At 58.3% G+C, this 18,501-nt stretch carries 15 protein-coding genes; 14 read left to right on the top strand and 1 reads right to left on the bottom strand.

The window, feature by feature from the left end:
- Positions 1 to 4 precede the first annotated feature (4 nt).
- From dksA to PQR63_RS00230, 4 genes are all read left to right on the top strand, one after another.
- Positions 5 to 409 carry an RNA polymerase-binding protein DksA gene (gene dksA, locus PQR63_RS00245; RefSeq protein ID WP_034378678.1) on the top strand — a complete coding sequence of 135 codons (405 nt, stop codon included), beginning with the start codon at positions 5 to 7 and terminating at the stop codon, positions 407 to 409.
- Positions 410 to 797: 388 nt separating this feature from the next.
- Positions 798 to 1,400, top strand: coding sequence for a hypothetical protein (locus PQR63_RS00240; protein ID WP_408164650.1), 603 nt, complete (start codon positions 798 to 800; stop codon positions 1,398 to 1,400).
- Between the two features lie 146 nt (positions 1,401 to 1,546).
- The gene (locus PQR63_RS00235) at positions 1,547 to 3,583 is read left to right on the top strand and encodes a TonB-dependent receptor (protein WP_408164648.1); all 2,037 of its coding nucleotides are present in this window, start codon (positions 1,547 to 1,549) and stop codon (positions 3,581 to 3,583) included.
- A gap of 138 nt (positions 3,584 to 3,721) precedes the next feature.
- On the top strand, positions 3,722 to 4,876 hold the full coding sequence (locus tag PQR63_RS00230) for a branched-chain amino acid ABC transporter substrate-binding protein (protein WP_408164646.1): 1,155 nt from the start codon (positions 3,722 to 3,724) through the stop codon (positions 4,874 to 4,876).
- Between the two features lie 49 nt (positions 4,877 to 4,925).
- Here the strand turns inward: PQR63_RS00230 and PQR63_RS00225 are convergent, their stop codons facing one another.
- Positions 4,926 to 5,390 carry an Lrp/AsnC ligand binding domain-containing protein gene (locus tag PQR63_RS00225; protein WP_007875383.1) on the bottom strand — a complete coding sequence of 155 codons (465 nt, stop codon included), beginning with the start codon at positions 5,388 to 5,390 and terminating at the stop codon, positions 4,926 to 4,928.
- Positions 5,391 to 5,686: 296 nt separating this feature from the next.
- On the opposite strand from PQR63_RS00225, the gene PQR63_RS00220 reads away from it, so the two are divergent.
- The 10 genes from PQR63_RS00220 (at position 5,687) to hslV (ending at position 18,401) form a co-directional block, all read left to right on the top strand.
- Entirely contained in the window at positions 5,687 to 6,814 is a 1,128-nt protein-coding gene (locus tag PQR63_RS00220; RefSeq protein WP_408164644.1) for a branched-chain amino acid ABC transporter substrate-binding protein, read from the top strand.
- Between the two features lie 255 nt (positions 6,815 to 7,069).
- Entirely contained in the window at positions 7,070 to 8,080 is a 1,011-nt protein-coding gene (gene lhpH / locus PQR63_RS00215) for a trans-3-hydroxy-L-proline dehydratase (protein ID WP_408164643.1), read from the top strand.
- A 4-nt stretch (positions 8,081 to 8,084) separates the two neighbouring features.
- Positions 8,085 to 9,023 (top strand): delta(1)-pyrroline-2-carboxylate reductase family protein, encoded by a 939-nt coding sequence (locus PQR63_RS00210; RefSeq protein WP_408164641.1) that lies wholly within the window; start codon positions 8,085 to 8,087, stop codon positions 9,021 to 9,023.
- 105 nt (positions 9,024 to 9,128) lie between these two features.
- Positions 9,129 to 10,058 (top strand): branched-chain amino acid ABC transporter permease, encoded by a 930-nt coding sequence (locus PQR63_RS00205; RefSeq protein ID WP_050478544.1) that lies wholly within the window; start codon positions 9,129 to 9,131, stop codon positions 10,056 to 10,058.
- 56 nt (positions 10,059 to 10,114) lie between these two features.
- On the top strand, positions 10,115 to 11,332 hold the full coding sequence (locus PQR63_RS00200) for an ABC transporter permease subunit (RefSeq protein WP_408164638.1): 1,218 nt from the start codon (positions 10,115 to 10,117) through the stop codon (positions 11,330 to 11,332).
- Between the two features lie 29 nt (positions 11,333 to 11,361).
- Positions 11,362 to 12,132, top strand: coding sequence for an ABC transporter ATP-binding protein (locus PQR63_RS00195; protein ID WP_408164636.1), 771 nt, complete (start codon positions 11,362 to 11,364; stop codon positions 12,130 to 12,132).
- A gap of 163 nt (positions 12,133 to 12,295) precedes the next feature.
- Positions 12,296 to 13,021 carry an ABC transporter ATP-binding protein gene (locus PQR63_RS00190; protein ID WP_408164635.1) on the top strand — a complete coding sequence of 242 codons (726 nt, stop codon included), beginning with the start codon at positions 12,296 to 12,298 and terminating at the stop codon, positions 13,019 to 13,021.
- Positions 13,022 to 13,211: 190 nt separating this feature from the next.
- The gene (locus PQR63_RS00185; RefSeq protein ID WP_408164634.1) at positions 13,212 to 13,610 is read left to right on the top strand and encodes an RcnB family protein; all 399 of its coding nucleotides are present in this window, start codon (positions 13,212 to 13,214) and stop codon (positions 13,608 to 13,610) included.
- A gap of 247 nt (positions 13,611 to 13,857) precedes the next feature.
- A complete protein-coding gene (gene putA, locus PQR63_RS00180) occupies positions 13,858 to 17,526 on the top strand; it encodes a trifunctional transcriptional regulator/proline dehydrogenase/L-glutamate gamma-semialdehyde dehydrogenase (RefSeq protein ID WP_408164632.1) in 3,669 nt (1,222 codons plus the stop codon).
- 338 nt (positions 17,527 to 17,864) lie between these two features.
- On the top strand, positions 17,865 to 18,401 hold the full coding sequence (gene hslV / locus PQR63_RS00175; RefSeq protein WP_007878415.1) for an ATP-dependent protease subunit HslV: 537 nt from the start codon (positions 17,865 to 17,867) through the stop codon (positions 18,399 to 18,401).
- Positions 18,402 to 18,501: the final 100 nt, after the last annotated feature.

The raw sequence follows: 18,501 nt of genomic DNA, 5'->3' as shown, positions 1-18,501 counted from the left end.
AACCTTGCTCACTGAGGAACAAATCCTCAAGATGGGCGAGAAGGACTACATGAACGAAGCGCAACTTGCTTTCTTCAAGGCCCGTTTGCAACAGCTGGAAAAAGACCTGCTCAAGAACGCAGGCGAAACCACTGAACATTTGCGTGAAACCGTGTTGGTTCCCGATCCTGCTGATCGCGCGACCATCGAGGAAGAGCATGCGCTGGAATTGCGCACCCGCGACCGCGAACGCAAGTTGCTCAAAAAAGTGCAGCAATCCATCGTCTCCATCGATGCAGGCGAATACGGTTGGTGCGAAGAGACAGGCGAGCCTATCGGCATTCCTCGTCTGTTGGCACGTCCGACTGCAACTTTGTCTCTGGAAGCGCAGCAACGTCGCGAACTGAAGCAAAAGCTGTACGGCGATTAAACTCCAGTAGCAATCCCAAGCGATGACGCCGCCTGGCTGGCGTCATCCGCTCACCAACTCCATTGTTGACCTTCCTCTTGCCGCGCAAGCTGCATGATGTGATGTCTTTGCGCCTGTGGTCTTTGATCCGGGCGGTAATGTTTCGTTGATCACCAGACGTCCTTCGGCGGCCACTCTCCGGCTCGGCCTTTTCTTCTCCCTTTGTTTCTTTGGTCGTACCCATGTGCTGCGTCATTGCTTCTCCAGCGGCCCAGCTGCATGGCTAAAGTATCTTGCCTTCTCAAAATGCAACAGTGTTGCAATATGCTGATATAATTCGCGCTCGCCGACATGCTCGGTGTGACAGCGTCGCGGCATCGCGTGGATGCGTTGTCGCTTTTCTGTCTCTATGTTTTTCTTCAACAGTTTTTACCCGAAACACCTGACCACTATGGCCGTCGCCATCGCCTCTTTGCTGCATGCCTCCTGCCTTCGCGCATCCGTGCGGGTGCGATGGTCATCGGCACCCGCGCGGTCATTCTCGTTGCGCTCATCAACGCCATCGTCTGCACGGCGTGGCGGATCGACGCTGCTTCTGTTGTTATTGCTGTCGGCGACACTACTGTTCTCTCAATTTCTCGGTTTGTTGCATGGCATCGCACATGCTGGCTGGCCACCCGCCATGGAGCGCATTGCCGAAGCTTCTTTCAATGCCGCTTTGTTCAACTATGTCGATGGCGGCGAAGTTACTGATGTTGCTGACCCGGCTGAAGCAGCCAACCAGCGCAGCGATGCCGGCAAGGCCGTCGGCACACAAAGTCTTGAACATCCAAAGCATCATCATCATTCCTGTGTCGAATACGATGCCGCCAGTAGTGCAAGCGGCATTCATGTCCATTTCTTTTCTCCCCCGCTGATTCCAGGTGCGCAGGTGCTTGCTCTTTGGCAGGCATTCGCTTCCTGGGACGCTCCGCTTGCTTGTCATTTTTTCTCCCGCGCACCGCCGCGCTGATCACTGAAACCGTCGATTTTTTGACCGGATCGTAATACGTACGCCTCATAGCGCCGTCAGCCTACCGCCACAACAACTGCGGCATCGGCCGCTGAAGCTACCTGTCCGGACAAACCTCCACTCTCAATTGTCAGTCAAGGAACACCATGCAAGTCCAGCCAACCCTATTGGCAAGCGCCGTCCTGTCCGCGCTCGCCGCCATGTCCACGGCCGCTATCGCGCAAACGGCGCCGCAACAAAGCGATCCATCGCCACAAGTTCAGCAAGCGCAAAAATTGCAAGAAGTCGTCGTTACGGCCAGCCCGTTTGCCTCCGAAGAAAACGCACAGATCCTCACGCCGGCCAAGGTTTTGTCCGGCGACGAGCTACGCAACAAGCTCGGTAACTCGCTCGGCGATACCTTGTCGCACGAGCTTGGTGTGTCTGCCTCCAGCTTCGGTGCAGGCGCCTCGCGTCCTATCATCCGCGGCATGGAAGGTCCGCGCGTGATGATGCTGCAAAACGGCATGTCAACGGCTGACGTATCGACTGTCTCCAATGATCACGCCGTCGCCGCCGAAGCTGCGACCGCGCGCCAGATCGAAATCCTGCGCGGCCCGGCTGCGCTGTTGTACGGATCGGGCGCCATTGGCGGCCTGGTCAACGTCGTCAACGACCGTATTCCGACCGAACTGGTGGGCAAGCCGACCGGGCAGGTCGAGGCACGCTACGGCACCGTCGACGGGCAGAAAAATACCTCCTTCGGCGTCGACGGCTCCGCAGGTCAGATCGGTTTGCATGTCGACGGTAATTACCGCGACACCGACAACTACAAGATCCCCGGCAACGCCAAACAAGGTGATGCCACCACTGCCTCCGGCCGTTTGCCGAACTCCTTTACGCACGAGAGCAGCGTCGGCGTCGGCGGTTCCTACATCGCAAACTGGGGCCATATCGGCGCGTCGGTATCGTCGCTGGACGACCACTACGGGATTCCGACGGCAGAGAAATCCTTCATCGATTTGCACCAGACGCGTTATGACATCGATAGCCTGATCAAGGAACCGTTCGCCGGTATCGAGTCGTTCAAATTCAAGCTCGGCTATACCGATTACACCCATACCGAGAAAAAAGAAAACGGCACCGCCGACACCGTATTTACCAACCGCGCATTGCAGACTCGCTGGGAGCTGACGCACAAACCGCTGGCGGGATGGCGCGGCAACTTCGGCATCCAGACCGAGCAAAGCAACTACGCGGCGTTGTCGGCGACGGATGGCTCGCCGCAGCTGACGCCCAAAACCAAGTCCAGCTCGTTCGCCGGCTTTCTCGTCGAAGAGCGTAAATTCGGCGATGTACTGGCCAGTGCGGGTCTGCGTCTGGAGTCGGTGCAACGCCGTCCGGAGGGGTTACTGAATCGTGACTTCAATCTCTTCTCATGGTCTACCGGAGCCTTGTGGAGCTTCATGCCGGGTTATGGACTGGGTGCGACCTATTCCGTAGCCCAGCGTGCACCCACGGTCGAAGAGTTGTATTCCAACGGCCCGCACGAGTCGACATCTACATTCGATGTCGGTGATAGCAGTCTGAAAAAAGAGATCTCGCATAATACCGAGCTGACGCTGCAAAAGACGGAAGGGTTGGTGCGCTGGAAGGGCAATCTGTTTCAGAACAAGGTCAAGAACTACGTCTATGGCCGCACCAACGGTCAGGTTGACGACAGTGGCAATCCTGATCCTGCCGGCGAGTTTCTGCAGCGCTTTTGGTCGCAAGGCGACGCCACGATTTATGGCGCCGAAGCCGAGGTCAGCTATAACCTGAGCGGCGAAGGTTTTTCGGTGCGCGGGTTCGCCGATACCTCGCGAGGCAAGCTGGACAATCAGGGTAGCCTGCCGTTGCAACCAGCCACTCGCTATGGGGTTGACGTCGGCTATCGTCAAGGGCCGTGGGCCAGCGGTGTGCGCGTATTGCGCGCGCTCAAGCAAGATCGTTTGGCGTCCTTCGAACAAAGCGTCACGCCATCCTATACGCAGATCGACGCCAATCTGTCGTACACACAAAAACTGCAATCTACGCGCGTCACCTGGTTTGCACTGGTCAAGAATTTGCTGAATCAGGACATTCGTTTTTCAACATCGGTGTTGAAAGATACCGTGCCACAAACCGGTCGTAATCTGATCCTTGGTGTCCGTACCGAATTCTGATTGGTCGACTCTCCAGGTTTTTCAAACCGGTGCAAAGTAATGCTTTTCACCGGTTTTTTTTCGTCTGCAATTGACGGCGGATTGCTATATTCTGTCCAGCAATACAACGAAAAAATGCTGGTTCACCGGGGGAAGTGCATGTTGAACAAACGGATGGTCTCTGTGCTGCTGAGGTCGCTGCCGATGCTGTCACTGTTGCCGTTTTCACTGGTATGCGGGCCGGCACAGGCAGCAGAACTGGTGGTCAGACTTGGTTTCAGCAGCCCGCTGTCCGGTCCGCAGGCGCCCGCTGGCAAGGACTCACTGAACGGCGTGCAAATGGCCATCGAGCGTCTCAATCAGCAAGGCGTCAAGGTCGATGGCAAGGTGTTGCGGTTTGAGCTGCTGATCAAGGATGACAAGGCCAATCCGCAAACCGGCGCCGTCGTAGCAAAGGAACTGGTGGATGCTGGCGTCAAGGCGGTGCTTGGACCTTTTAATTCCGGTGTGGCGCTGGCGACGTCTAAAATCTACAACGATGCAGGCGTCGTCTCCCTGACAGTCGCCTCCAATCCCAAAGTGACGCAATCTGCGCTGAACCATGTTTTTCGCATTGCTGCCAGTGACAGCGAGATGGGCAGCAAGATGGCCTTGTACGCCGCACGCAACCTCAAACTCAAAGCCGTCGCTATTGTTGACGACGGCTCGGCGTATGCACAGGGGCTGATCGAGGAGTTTCAGAAAACCGTCAGACAAAATGGAGTTCAGATCGTATACAAGGCCGCGATCAGCGACAAGGAGACTGATTTTAGCGGTGTACTCAACAACATCCGCGCTGCACGCGCCGAGGCTATCTTTTTCGGCGGCTATGTGTCACAGGCCAGCGGCATGTTAAAACAGATGCAGCAACTGGGTATGCCGACCTTGTTGCTCGGTGGCGATGCACTTTGTTCTTCCGTGATGTTGACGCAGGCGGGCACCAGTCTTGGCGATCGTACCTATTGTGTGCAGGGCGGTGTATGGCTCACGCGCGTGTCGGACGGTGCGGTGTTTGCGTCAGCGTATCAAAGCAAGTACGGCAGCATGCCGGACGTGTATGCACCGACCTTTTACGATGGCGTGATGTTGCTTGCTCAGGCGATGAAATCATCCAACTCCATCGACACGCGCAACTTTTTGCCCGTGTTGGCACGTCTGCGCTACAAGGGCATTACCGCAAGCTACGAGTTTGACGCCAAGCACGACATGAAAGAATCGACCGTGACCATTTTGCGCTTCAAAGACGGCAAGCTGGCGCCGTTGTCGAGCTTCTGATTTTCGGATCGTACGCTTGGTGTGGAAGACGGTGGGCGAAAGCGGGCGACTATTTGATGGGCAGACGGATCGTGCTCTTCACTTCTTCCATGACGGCGTAGGTGTGTGTCTCGCGTACGCCTTTGAGCTGCAGCAGCGACTTGCCGAGAAATTCGCGGTAGGCGTTCATGTCCTTGACCCGCGATTTGACCAGATAATCAAAGCCACCCGCCACCATGTGGCATTCCATGATTTCGGGAATGCTCTGGACGCTTTTTTTGAAGGCTTCAAACACGTCTGCCGTGGTGCGATCCAGCACGACCTCAATAAATACCAGCAGCGACACGTCGAGCAATTCAGGATTGAGTTGGGCCGCATAGCCCAGGATATAACCAGCATCCTGCAGTTTGCGGACCCGCTCAAGGCAGGCGGCAGGGGACAGATTGACGCGCGCGGCCAGGTCGACATTGCTGATCCGGCCGTCGTTTTGCAACTCCGACAGAATCTTTTTGCTGATTTTATCTAACGTAGCCATAGAATCTGAATTTAATTTTGCCAAAGGCAAATTAGGTGAATTAAATTCTGATTATAAGTGCAATTATCGGGACTAATATCATTCAAGAGTAAATAGAATCGAGCACCATAAAAACGTTGCGCCGGAATCTGCACACCAGACCCGGACGCGACAAGCCGACCAAAGCACAGAAGAGAGACTTGCCCGCCATGCCATTATCTGCAGTTGCGCCTTGCGACCGTCTTGCCTTTTTGCCGTCCCGGCCTGAATTCAGCGATTTACCCCAAGCCTGACCTTCAACCAAGAGAGGAAACAACATGTATAACCGCATGCATATCATCGCCGCTTCACTTGCCATCATCCCGGCATTCGCATCTGCTCAGGAAGTGCAAACAGTGAAGATCGGTTTCAGCAGCCCGCTGACCGGGCCACAAGCTTCGGCCGGCAAGGATAACCAAGGCGGTTTGCAAATGGCGGTCGAGCGTCTGAACACGCAAGGTCTCGTCATCGGCGGCAAAAAGATCAAATTCGAAATCGTCGCGGAAGATGACCAGGCCGATCCGAAGTCGGGCGTGGGCGTAGCGCAAAAGCTGGCTGACCAGGGCGTCAAGGCCATCGTCGGTCCTTACAACTCGGGCGTGACTATTCCTGCATCGCGCGTCTACAACGACGCCGGTATCGTCACCGCGACGGTTGCTTCCAATCCGAAGATCACCCAGCAAGGTTTTGCCACACTGTTCCGCGTTGCCGCAAGCGACAGTCAATTGGGCGGCAAGATGGCGCTGTACGCAGCCAAGGAACTGAAGATCAAGACAGTGTCCGTGATCGATGACCGTACTGCCTATGGCCAAGGTCTGGCGGAAGAATTCATCAAGATTGCACAAGCCAACGGCATCAAGGTTGTGAGCAAGGACTTCACCAACGACAAGGCAACCGACTTCACCGCTATCCTGACCTCCATCAAGGGCAAGAAGCCACAAGCCGTGTTCATCGGCGGCTACGCGCCACAAGGCGGCCCGATCAAGCGCCAGATGAAGCAATTGGGCATCGACGCTTTGCTGATGGGCGGCGACGGTATCTGCTCGCCTGAAATGGGCCGTCTGGGCGGTGACGCGATTGGTGAAAGCGTCTACTGTACTCAAGGCGGCACCATGCTGGAGAAGGCCAAGGAAGGCAAGGCTTTCGCTGATGACTACCAAAAGAAGTTCGGTCGTCCTGCAGAAGTCTACGCAGTCTCGTTCTATGACGGCATGATGGTCATCGCTCAGGCAATGAAGGCGGCAAATTCTGTTGAACCAAAGGTCTACGGCCCTACGCTGGCTAAAATCAAATACAAAGGCGTGGCAGGTCAGTACGAGTTCGACGACAAGCATGACCTGAAGCAATCGCCAGTGACGATTTTCCGCTTCAAGGATGGCGTGCCGGTTGCTCTGACCAGCTACTAATCGGTCATCCTCCACGTTTCATTTCTGCCAGGGAATAATCGCAGTCTTGCGATTGCTTCCCTGAAATGATCCCCAGGTAATCCAGGTAGTTCATCCCCGGTCCTCTGCAGCGCAGCAGGGCCGGGATTGCCGCAGCCTCATCTTTCCGATCGGGCGGCATTGATGCATCCGTATCACCAATACGGCGCACGCAATCGGAAATGCAATACACTGCCCATTGCGAATAGTTTCTAGTATTTTGCAGAAGGAAGTTTCATGCTCAGTTATACCCGTACCGTCCAGACCATCGACGCCCATACCGGCGGCGAACCCCTGCGTATCCTGGTGTCCGGCCTGCCGCAAGTGCCCGGCGCCACCATTCTTGAAAAACGCAGCTGGCTCAAAGAAAACCGTGACGACTTGCGCCAGTTCCTCATGAACGAGCCGCGCGGCCACGCCGACATGTACGGGGCTTACCTGTTTCCACCACTGACGCCGAATGCCGATTTCGGCGTTATTTTTATCCACAACGAGGGCTACAGCGACATGTGCGGCCACGGCATCATCGCGCTGGGCAAAGTGCTGGTCGAGATGGGCTATGTTGAGCGCACTTCACCGGTGACCCGCATCTGCTTCGACGCGCCGGCCGGCTTCATTGACGCCAGCGTGGAGTGGGACGGCCAGCGCGCCGGCAAGGTCACCTTCAAGAACGTGCCGTCTTTCATCTATCAGCGCGATGTCGAAGTCGACACCCCGAGCTTCGGCAAGATCACCGGCGACATCGTCTTTGGCGGCGCCTTCTACTATTACGTCAATGCCGACCAGGCCAACTTGACCGTCAAGCCGGAACTGGTGCGCCAACTGATTCAGCTCGGTGCCGAGACCAAGGCCGCCGTCAAGGCCAAGGTCAAGATTCAGCATCCGCTGGAGCCGGGTTTGAATACGCTGTACGGCACCATCATCGACAGCGCACCCAATTTCCCCGGTGCCGATCAATCCAACGTCTGCATCTTCGCTGACCGCGAAGTTGACCGTTCGCCGACCGGCACCGGCACCTCCGGCCGCGCGGCGCAATTGTTCCAGCGCGGCAAACTGGCGTTGAATCAGAACTACGTCAACGGCAGCATCGTCGGCAGCAACTTCGGCGTCAAAGTCACCGGCACCACCAAGGTCGGTGAGCTTGATGCCGTTTTCACCGAAGTGACTGGTTCGGCGCACATCATGAGCACCAACCAATGGGTGCTGGAAGAGTCCGACCCGTTTCCGACCGGCTTCTTCCTGAGGTAAAGCTATGCATATTCTCGACGCCCGACAAACCGCCGACGCGCTGCCATATAGCCGCCTGGTTCCTGCGCTGGCACAGGCCGCGCAGGAGTATTCCGGCGGCCAGATCACTGCGCCCGACCGCCAGGTCGTACCGATCGATGCCGCCAGCGTGCTGCTCAGCATGCCGGCTGTCAGCGCCGATCTCAGTGTCACCAAATTGATCACCGTCCATGCCGACAATGCCAAACACGGCTTGCCGGTGATCCAAGGCGAAGTGGTCGTATTCGAAACCCATACCGGCCGTCGCATCGCCTTGCTGCACGGCCCGACCGTGACCGCACGCCGCACTGCGGCGATGACCTTGCTCGGTATCCAGACGCTGGCGCCCGCCACGCCGAAGTCGGCGTTGTTGATCGGCACCGGCGTGCAGGCTGCTGCGCACGCTGACGCGCTGGTGGAGTATTTCGGCGTCACGCAATTCTGGATCGTGGCGCGCGACATCGCACGCACTCAGGCATTTTGCAGCGAGCTCAGCACGCGCCACATCGATCGCAACATCGTCGCCAGTCCCTTGTCTGCGGACGCGCTGCATCAAGACGTGCCCGCCACCGACGTGCTGATCGCGCTGACCACTTCCCGCAGCGCCGTGATCCCGGCCACACTTGCCCCACATACGCTGGCCATCGGCGTCGGCGCCTTCAAGCCCGACATGGTGGAGTTCCCGGCGCAACTGCTGGCTGAGCGCACCATCGTCGTCGACGATGTCGAGGGCGCCAAGCATGAGGCAGGTGATCTGATTCAGGCCGGCGTCGACTGGAGCAAAGTCCGTAACATCGGCGACATCCTTGCCGGTCGCGGTGAACCGCTTCCTGCCGATCGTGGCCTGCCGGTTTTCAAAACCGTGGGACAGGCTTCGTGGGATCTGGCGGCGGCGCGCGTTGTACGCGACATGTTGCAGGCCTGAAGCTGCAGGCCAGAACTGAGCTGACGCAGGGAAATTTTCTTTTTCAGATTTACAAAGAACCGCCTCATCACAACCGGGGCGGAAAAAAGGGAGCATAGGAGACATATGGACATATTCATCCAGCAAATCATCAACGGCCTGGTCTTGGGGAGCATGTACGCCCTGATCGCCTTGGGTTATACGATGGTGTACGGGGTCTTGAACCTGATCAATTTTGCGCACGGCGACGTGCTGATGATCGGGGCGATGGCCGGGTTGAGCATTCTGAAACTGGTGCAGCACGTTGCCCCCGATTTGCCGGGCATCGTCAAGTTGATCATTGCGATCATCGGCGCGATTCCCGTGTGCGTGATCGTCAGCATGATCATCGAACGCGTGGCCTATCGTCCGCTGCGCAATGCACCGCGTCTTGCCCCGCTGATCACCGCCATTGGTGTCTCAATCCTGCTGCAAACGCTGGCCATGATGATCTGGGGCCGCAGCCCGGTTCCTTTCCCGCAAATCATGCCGTCGGATCCGGTGCATATCGCCGGCGCGCTGATCTCGCCAACGCAGATCATGCTGTTGCTGTTGGCGCTCGCCGCCATGATCGGCCTGGTGCTGATCGTTGAGAAGACCAAGATGGGCCGTGCCATGCGCGCCACCGCCGAGAACCCGCGCATTGCCGGGTTGATGGGCGTGGACTCGAATCGCGTGATCGTCGTCACCTTCATCATCGGCGCCGCACTGGCAGCGATTGCCGGCGTCATGTGGGCAGCCAACTACTCCACAGCGCAATTCGCCATGGGCTTCGTGCCGGGGTTGAAAGCCTTCTCGGCAGCGGTCTTGGGCGGTATCGGCAATATCTATGGCGCCATGCTGGGCGGCATTCTGCTGGGCCTGATCGAAAGTCTGGGCGCCGGTTACATCGGCGATCTGACGGGCGACTTCCTGGGCAGTAACTACCAGGACATCTTCGCCTTCATCGTGCTGATCATCGTCTTGACCTTACGCCCATCCGGAATCATGGGTGAACGCGTCGCCGATCGTGCATAAGACTGTCACGAACAGTTTCAGACAGCCTCAGAACAGATAAAGAAAGAGAGACCGACATGGCCTTCCTCACCTTCGACAAGAAACGCAACCCGCGCCAGGCAAACATCAGCCTGGCTGCGCTCCTGATCGTCATGATCGTCTTCCCCTTCGTTGCCAGCATGTTTGGTAACTCCTGGGTACGCATCATGGACATGGCTTTGCTCTACATCATGCTGGCCCTGGGCCTGAACGTGGTGGTAGGCTTTGCCGGCCTGCTGGACCTGGGCTACATCGCCTTCTACGCCATCGGTGCTTATACCGCCGGCTTGCTGGCCTCGCCCCAGTTCGCCGACGTGCTGCAATCCTTCGTCAACACCTATCCGGCCGTGGGCAACTTCCTCGTCATGGTCTGCGGTCCGCAGATCGTCCAGAGCGGTATCCACCTGTCGCTGTGGATCATCGTGCCGCTGTCGGCTTTGATTGCCGCCTTATTCGGCGCACTGCTGGGCGCACCGACCTTGAAACTGCGCGGCGACTACCTCGCCATCGTGACCCTGGGCTTCGGTGAAATCATCCGCATCTTCATGAACAACCTCAACGCCCCGGTCAACATCACCAACGGGCCGCAAGGGATCAACCTGATCGACCCGATCCGCGTCTTCGGCGTCTCGCTGGCCGGCGAACCCGGTTCCGGCTCCATCGTCAAGTTTCTCGGCTTCTCCATGCCGTCGGTCAACGCCTACTACTTCCTGTTCCTGCTGCTGTGCATCGGCGTGATCTTCTTCTCGATCCGTCTGCAGGACTCGCGTCTGGGCCGTGCCTGGGTGGCGATTCGCGAAGACGAGATCGCCGCCAAGGCCATGGGCATCAACACGCGCAACGTCAAACTCCTCGCGTTCGCCATGGGCGCCTCCTTCGGTGGTGTGGCCGGCGCCATGTTCGCCTCCTTCCAGGGCTTTGTCTCGCCGGAATCCTTCTCCCTGACCGAATCCATCGCCGTGCTGGCCATGGTGGTGCTGGGCGGCATCGGCCACATCCCCGGCGTCGTGCTGGGCGGCATCATCCTCGCCGCCTTGCCGGAAGTGCTGCGTCACGTGGTCGAACCGGTGCAGATGAGCCTGTTCGGCAAAGTCTGGATCGACGCCGAAGTGCTGCGCCAACTGCTCTACGGCCTGGCCATGGTCGTCATCATGTTGAACCGTCCGGCCGGCCTGTGGCCTTCGCCCAAGCATGAAGACCGCCCCGAAGCCGACCACCCGCACAGCGACGAGCCGGTCGGCGTCGTCAAAGCGTAACCACATCGACGAACACAGAGGACGAATCAATGAGCACCACCACCCTGTTAAAAATCGCCGACGTCAGCAAACGCTTCGGCGGCCTGCAAGCCCTGTCGGGTGTCAGCCTGACGATCGAACAAGGCCAGATCTATGGCCTGATCGGCCCCAACGGCGCCGGCAAGACCACCTTCTTCAACGTCATTACCGGTCTGTACCAACCCGATACCGGCAGCTTCGAGCTGGCCGGCAAGCCCTACAGCCCCAGCGCCCCGCATGAAGTGGCCAAGGCAGGTATTGCCCGCACCTTCCAGAACATCCGCCTCTTCGGCGACATGACCGTGCTGGAGAACGTCATGGTCGGCTGCCACGTGCGCACCAAGCAAAACGTCTTCGGCGCCGTGTTCCGTCACAAGGCAGCAAGAGACGAAGAAGCACAAATCAAAGAGAAATCGCAGAAGCTGCTCGACTTCGTCGGCATCGGCCAGTTCTCGTCGCGTACCGCGCGTCATTTGTCCTACGGCGATCAGAGAAGATTGGAAATTGCCCGCGCACTGGCGACCGAGCCACAACTCTTGGCGCTGGACGAACCTGCCGCCGGCATGAACGCCACCGAGAAGCTCGGCCTGCGTGAACTGCTGGTCAAGATTCAGGCGGAAGGCAAGACGATTCTACTGATCGAACACGACGTCAAACTGATGATGGGCCTGTGCAACCGGCTGACGGTGCTGGACTACGGCAAGCCGATTGCCGAAGGCGTACCGGCCGATGTGCAGAAGAACCCCGCCGTGATTGAGGCGTATCTGGGCGCTGCCCATTAATGCGCACCTTGTTCGCCTACTGCGCGGGCGCAGACCAGCACTGCGATGCTCGCCGTACCTCCGTACGGCTGCGCTTCTCCTGCCGGCCTGCCCCCGCTCGCTACGGCGCTCAAGGTACGCCACAGAGTCAACGAAGCGCTGTATAAAAAGTTGAAAGATCATCATGACAACAAATATCTTAAAAGTTGAAGACCTCAGCGTCGCCTACGGCGGCATCAAGGCCGTCAAGGGCGCGAGCCTGGAAGTCAACGAAGGCGAACTGGTCACGCTGATCGGCGCCAATGGTGCCGGCAAGACCACCACCTTGAAAGCCATCACCGGTACGCTGCCGAACTGCAAAGTCAGCGGCCACATCACCTATCTCGGTCAGGCGCTGAAGGGCCAAAGCTCCTTCAACCTGGTGCAGCAAAAGCTGGCGATGGTACCGGAAGGGCGCGGTGTTTTTACGCGCATGAGCATTCACGAAAATCTGTTGATGGGTGCCTACACCAGCGACGACAAACAACAGATTGCGCAAGACATCGAGCACTGGTTCACTGTGTTTCCCCGCCTGAAGGAACGCGCCAGCCAGATGGCCGGCACGCTCTCCGGTGGTGAACAGCAGATGCTGGCCATGGCGCGTGCACTGATGAGCCATCCGAAATTGCTGTTGCTGGATGAACCGTCGATGGGCTTGTCGCCGATCATGGTGGAGAAGATCTTCGAAGTGATCCGCACGGTGTCGGCGCAGGGCATCACGATCCTGCTGGTGGAGCAGAACGCCAAGCTGGCCTTGGAAGCGGCACACCGCGGTTATGTGATGGAGTCGGGCCTGATCACCATGACCGGCAACGCCAAGGAGATGCTCAACGATCCGCGTGTGAAGGCGGCTTATCTGGGTGAAGGCTGATGCAAGACTGACATCAGGCTGACAACGCTAGAGCAGGCTTCCTTGGTAGCATTCGGATACATCCTTTAAGGAACCATGCCGGGTGTTAAGGGCTCCATACAGCAGTCCCGCTGCATTCGCAGTGCATATGTTTTCGGCAACAGTGCTGTGCAGCGGGTTTCTGCTTTATTGATATCGTACGGAGCCCACCATGAATAAAAAATCCATTGTCTCCTCGGTTCTTGCCCTTACGCTCGGCGTCGGTGCTTTGCCTGCTGTTTATGCTCAACAATACGGTCGTGACGATGGCCGTCCACCGCAAGGTCATGATGATCGTCGCGGTCCTCCGGATCGTCACGACGACCATCGTAATGACCGCCGTGGCCCGCCGGATCGCCATGACGAACGCGGCGCAGGTCCTAACCACGCTTTCCATCGCGGTGACCGCTTGCCGCCGGAATACCGCAATCGCCAATACGTCGTCAACAACTGGCGCGAGCATCGCCTGAGTGCTCCTCCACGCGGCTATCAATGGGTGCAGACCGGCGGCGACTATGTGCTGGTCGCGATCGGCACCGGCATCATCATGCAATTGTTGCTGGGTAACTAAGCTGTCTGGCGCAATCCGCCAGAGAGACTTTTCAGCTCCATTCAACACCCGTCCCGCGACATCCGGACGGGTGTTTGTTTATCTGGCCAAGCTAAAACTTGATAAGAATATAATTTTGCAAAAATAGTTTTAACTTAATTTAATTTGTAATTAATGCAGTAAATGCAGAATTAATATTGGCGTATCCCGAATAAAATCGCAGCAAGCAAAAAACCGTGTTTTGCCGACTTTTCCGAGACAAACCAATATGAACAACGCCTCCCACCCGTCCGACGCTTTTACTTTTCTTCCTGCTTTCGCCGCTTTTCATCACGAAGTGCTGGCTGAGCAAACGCCATTGCGCGCAGCGATCACTGCCGTGTACCGCCGCGATGAGCGTGGTGCCGTGCAATGGCTGCTGTCGCAAGTGCAAAGCAATGCGACCTGGACCGAGGCGACCCAAAAGCTCGCGCGCAAACTGGTGCAGGCAGTACGCACCAAACGCACGCGCTCGTCCGGCGTGGATGCGCTGATGCATGAATTCTCGCTGTCGTCGGAAGAGGGCGTGGCGCTCATGTGCCTGGCTGAAGCGCTGCTGCGCATTCCCGATCACCAGACCGCCGACCGCCTGATCGCCGACAAGATCAGCAAGGGCGACTGGCGCAAGCATCTGGGCGAGTCGCCATCGCTGTTCGTCAATGCGGCAACCTGGGGCTTGCTGATCACCGGCAAGCTGGTCGGCACCAATAGCGAAAGCGGTCTGGCTTCGGCGCTCACGCGTCTGATCAACAAGGGCGGTGAACCGCTGATCCGCAAGGGCGTCGATCTCGCCATGCGCATGCTGGGCAATCAGTTCGTCACCGGCCAGACTATCGCCGAAGCGCTCGACAACAGCCGCGACAACGAAAAACGTGGCTATCGCTATTCCTACGACATGCTCGGCGAAGCAGCGCTGACCGAGCACGACGCCGCCTTCTATTACAAATCCTATGAAGACGCGATCCACGCCATCGGTCGCGCCTCCAACGGCCGCGGCATCAAGAACGGTCCCGGCATTTCGGTCAAACTGTCGGCGCTGCATCCACGCTATTCGCGTGCGCAACATGCGCGCGTGATGAACGAACTGCTGCCGCGCCTGAAGCAATTGCTGGTGCTGGCCAAGTCCTACAACATCGGCCTCAACATTGACGCCGAAGAAGCCGACCGCCTGGAACTGTCGCTCGATCTGATGGAGGCACTGGCATTCGATCGTGACCTCGACGGTTTTGAAGGCATCGGTTTCGTGGTACAGGCCTATCAAAAGCGTTGCCCCTTCGTGATCGACTACCTCGCTGATCTGGCGCGCCGCAGCGGTCGCAAGCTGATGGTGCGCCTGGTCAAAGGCGCGTACTGGGATAGCGAAATCAAGCGCGCGCAAGTGGACGGCTTGTCCGGCTATCCGGTCTACACACGCAAGGTGCACACGGATTTGTCCTACCTGACCTGTGCGCAAAAACTGCTGGCCTCGACCGACGCCATCTATCCGCAATTCGCCACGCACAACGCGCACACGCTGTCCGCGATTTACACCTGGGCGCAACAACACAAGATCGACGATTACGAGTTCCAATGTTTGCACGGCATGGGCGAGACGCTGTACGACCAGGTGGTCGGCGCCGATCAGCTCGGCAAGGCTTGCCGCATTTACGCCCCGGTGGGTTCGCATCAGACGCTGCTGGCTTACCTGGTGCGCCGTCTGCTGGAGAACGGCGCCAACTCGTCCTTCGTGAATCAGATCGTCGACGAAAACGTTGCCATCGACACGCTGATCACCGACCCGATCGCTGCCGTGCAAAAGTCCGGCGGCGAGCCGCATCCGCAGATCGCCTTGCCCCGCAATCTGTACGGTGAAGAGCGCAAGAATTCCACCGGCATCGATCTCAGCAACGAAGACAGCCTGCGCGAGCTCGACCGCATTTTTGTGCAAGCCTCTACCCATCAATGGCAAGTCGCACCGTTGTTGCATGATGGTGCCAACTCCACCGGCGAGTTGCAGCAAATCTGCAATCCGGCGGATCGCCGTGATGTCGTCGGCCAGATTGTTGAAGCCTCGCGCGCCGATGTAGAAAGCGCGCTGGAAGCCGCAACTGCCTTCGCCTCCGAATGGCAATCGGTATCCTCATCCGACCGCGCGCAAATGCTGGAGCGCGCCGCCGACTTGTTCGAGACACATCAGCCGGAACTCATGGCGCTGGCCGTGCGCGAAGCCGGCAAGTCGCTGCCGAACGCCATTGCGGAAGTGCGCGAAGCAGTCGACTTCCTGCGTTACTACGCATTGCAAACACGCCACGATGGCAACGCGCTGGCCTGGGGCCCGGTGGTCTGCATCAGCCCATGGAATTTCCCGCTGGCGATTTTCATCGGCGAAGTCAGCGCCTCGCTGGCCGCCGGCAACGTCGTGCTGGCCAAGCCGGCAGAACAAACACCACTGATCGCGCATCGCGCCGTGCAATTGCTGCATGAAGCTGGCGTGCCGCGCGCAGCGTTGCAATTCTTGCCCGGCCGCGGCGAGACCGTCGGCGCTACGCTGACGGGCGACGTGCGCGTCAAAGGCGTGATCTTCACCGGTTCGACCGAAGTCGCGCAACTGATCAATCGCACGCTGGCGCAACGCATCAAGGACGAGCACGGCGACATTCCGTTCATCGCTGAAACCGGCGGCCAGAACGCCTTGATCGTTGACTCCAGCGCCTTGCCTGAACAGGTGGTGCAGGATGTCCTGAGCTCGGCCTTCGACAGCGCCGGCCAACGCTGCTCGGCGCTGCGCGTGCTGTGCTTGCAGGAAGACATTGCCGACAAAACCATGACCATGCTGAAGGGCGCGATGCAAGAGTTGCGCGTCGGTCGTCCGGATTGTCTGGAAACCGACATCGGCCCGGTCATCGACATCGAAGCGCGCACGCAATTGCTGGCGCACATCGAACAGATGAAGCAGAACTGCAAGGTCTATCAGCTGCCGCTGGATGAGCGTCACGCGCAAGGCACCTTCGTCGCACCGACCGTGATCGAAATCGACTCTATCGCGCAGCTCAAGCGCGAAGTCTTCGGCCCGGTGCTGCACGTGCTGCGCTATCGCCGCGACCAGTTGCCGCAACTGATCGACACCATCAATGCCAGCGGCTACGGCCTGACACTGGGCGTGCATTCGCGCATCGATGAAACCATCGATTTCGTTGCGCAGCGTGCGCATGTCGGCAACATCTACGTCAATCGCAACATCGTCGGCGCGGTAGTCGGCGTGCAACCTTTCGGCGGCGAAGGCAAGTCGGGTACCGGTCCCAAGGCCGGCGGCCCGCTTTACCTGAAGCGCCTGCAGCGCCACGCCGAAGTCAAATTGTTCAGCGACAACAAGGGCGCTGCATCGGCACCGTTGAAGGCATTGCTGGATTGGGCCGCCACCCACGGTCACGCCAAACTGGCGCAAGTCGGCGCGACCTATGTGCAGGAAAGCCTGCTCTACAAGACGCTGACCTTGCCCGGCCCGACCGGCGAACGCAACACGCTGTCGTTCGCACCACGCGGCAAGATCCTGTGCGCCGCCGACGACGTCTCGGCCTTGCTCAATCAACTGGCGGCGGTGCTGGCGACCGGCAATACGGCGGTGGTACCTGCGATGCAAAGCAAACTGATTCCTGCCGGTTTGCCGCAAGTAGTGCATCAGGCGATTGACGTCAGCGGCGACATTGCGGCGGCGGATATTCATCTGGCGCTGGTCGATGCGCCGGTCATCACACAATGGCGCAATGTGCTTGCTGCACGCGATGGCGCCTTGGTACCGCTGGTGCCGACGGCTGAAGATGCGCCGATTGCCTTGTGGCGTCTGGTGGCTGAACGTGCGCTGTGCGTCAATACGACGGCTGCAGGTGGTAATGCGAGCCTGATGACCTTGTCGGTTTAAGCAGATAAAAAAATTGCCGTCGTCCTGACGAAAGTCAGAACCCAGTGTTGTCAGGACGGCCGATACGACACTGGGCCCCAGCGTACGCTGGGACGACGGATTTTTTGTATTTCCTGTTCTTGTGCCGTTTCTCTTCCTTAAAGTAGACAGATTGTCATCTGTCCACGTCTTGCTCTTCCTCCATTCTGTTTTGTCCTGCCCGGCGGCGTAAAATATGGCCTTCGGACGCGACGCGCCCACGTACTTTGCAATCTCCTTGCAATCTGCGCGGCTGACCCCATTTCACCAGAACAAGCAAAGCGACATTCTGTAGAAACACCATTCATTGAGGCATTAGCATGGAACAATTTCACGGCACGACCATCCTTTCCGTTCGACGCGGCAATACCGTGGCGCTCGGCGGCGACGGGCAGGTGACGCTCGGCAACGTGGTCATGAAGGGCACGGCGCGCAAAGTGCGCAAGCTCTATAACGGCAAGGTTCTGGTCGGTTTCGCCGGCGGTACGGCCGATGCATTTACGCTTCTTGACTTGTTTGAATCCAAGCTGGAAAAGCATCAGGGCAACCTCATGCGCGCCTCGGTTGAGTTGGCCAAGGAATGGCGCACCGACCGCATGCTGCGCCGCCTCGAAGCCATGCTGCTGACCGCCGACCGCGACAGCACGCTGGTGATCACCGGCAACGGCGACGTGCTGGAGCCGACCGACGGCATCGGCGCGATCGGATCGGGCGGTACCTTTGCCCAATCGGCCGCCAAGGCGCTGCAAGAGAATACCGAGCTGTCGCCCGCCGACATCGTCAAGAAATCACTGGTGATCGCAGGCGAGCTCTGCATCTATACCAATCTGAATCACATTATCGAAACCCTCGACTAACCTGCCCACGATCTTACTGCGAGGCCGTGATCCGGCGTCGGGCGGTGCTCGGAATCCTCATGTACTAAAGTACACTCCAAGGGTTTCAACTGAGCTCCGC

The sequence above is a fragment of the Herbaspirillum rhizosphaerae genome (assembly GCF_046025915.1).
Classification (GTDB): Bacteria; Pseudomonadota; Gammaproteobacteria; order Burkholderiales; family Burkholderiaceae_D; genus Herbaspirillum; species Herbaspirillum rhizosphaerae_A.
This window is presented reverse-complemented; position numbering and strand designations above follow the sequence as displayed.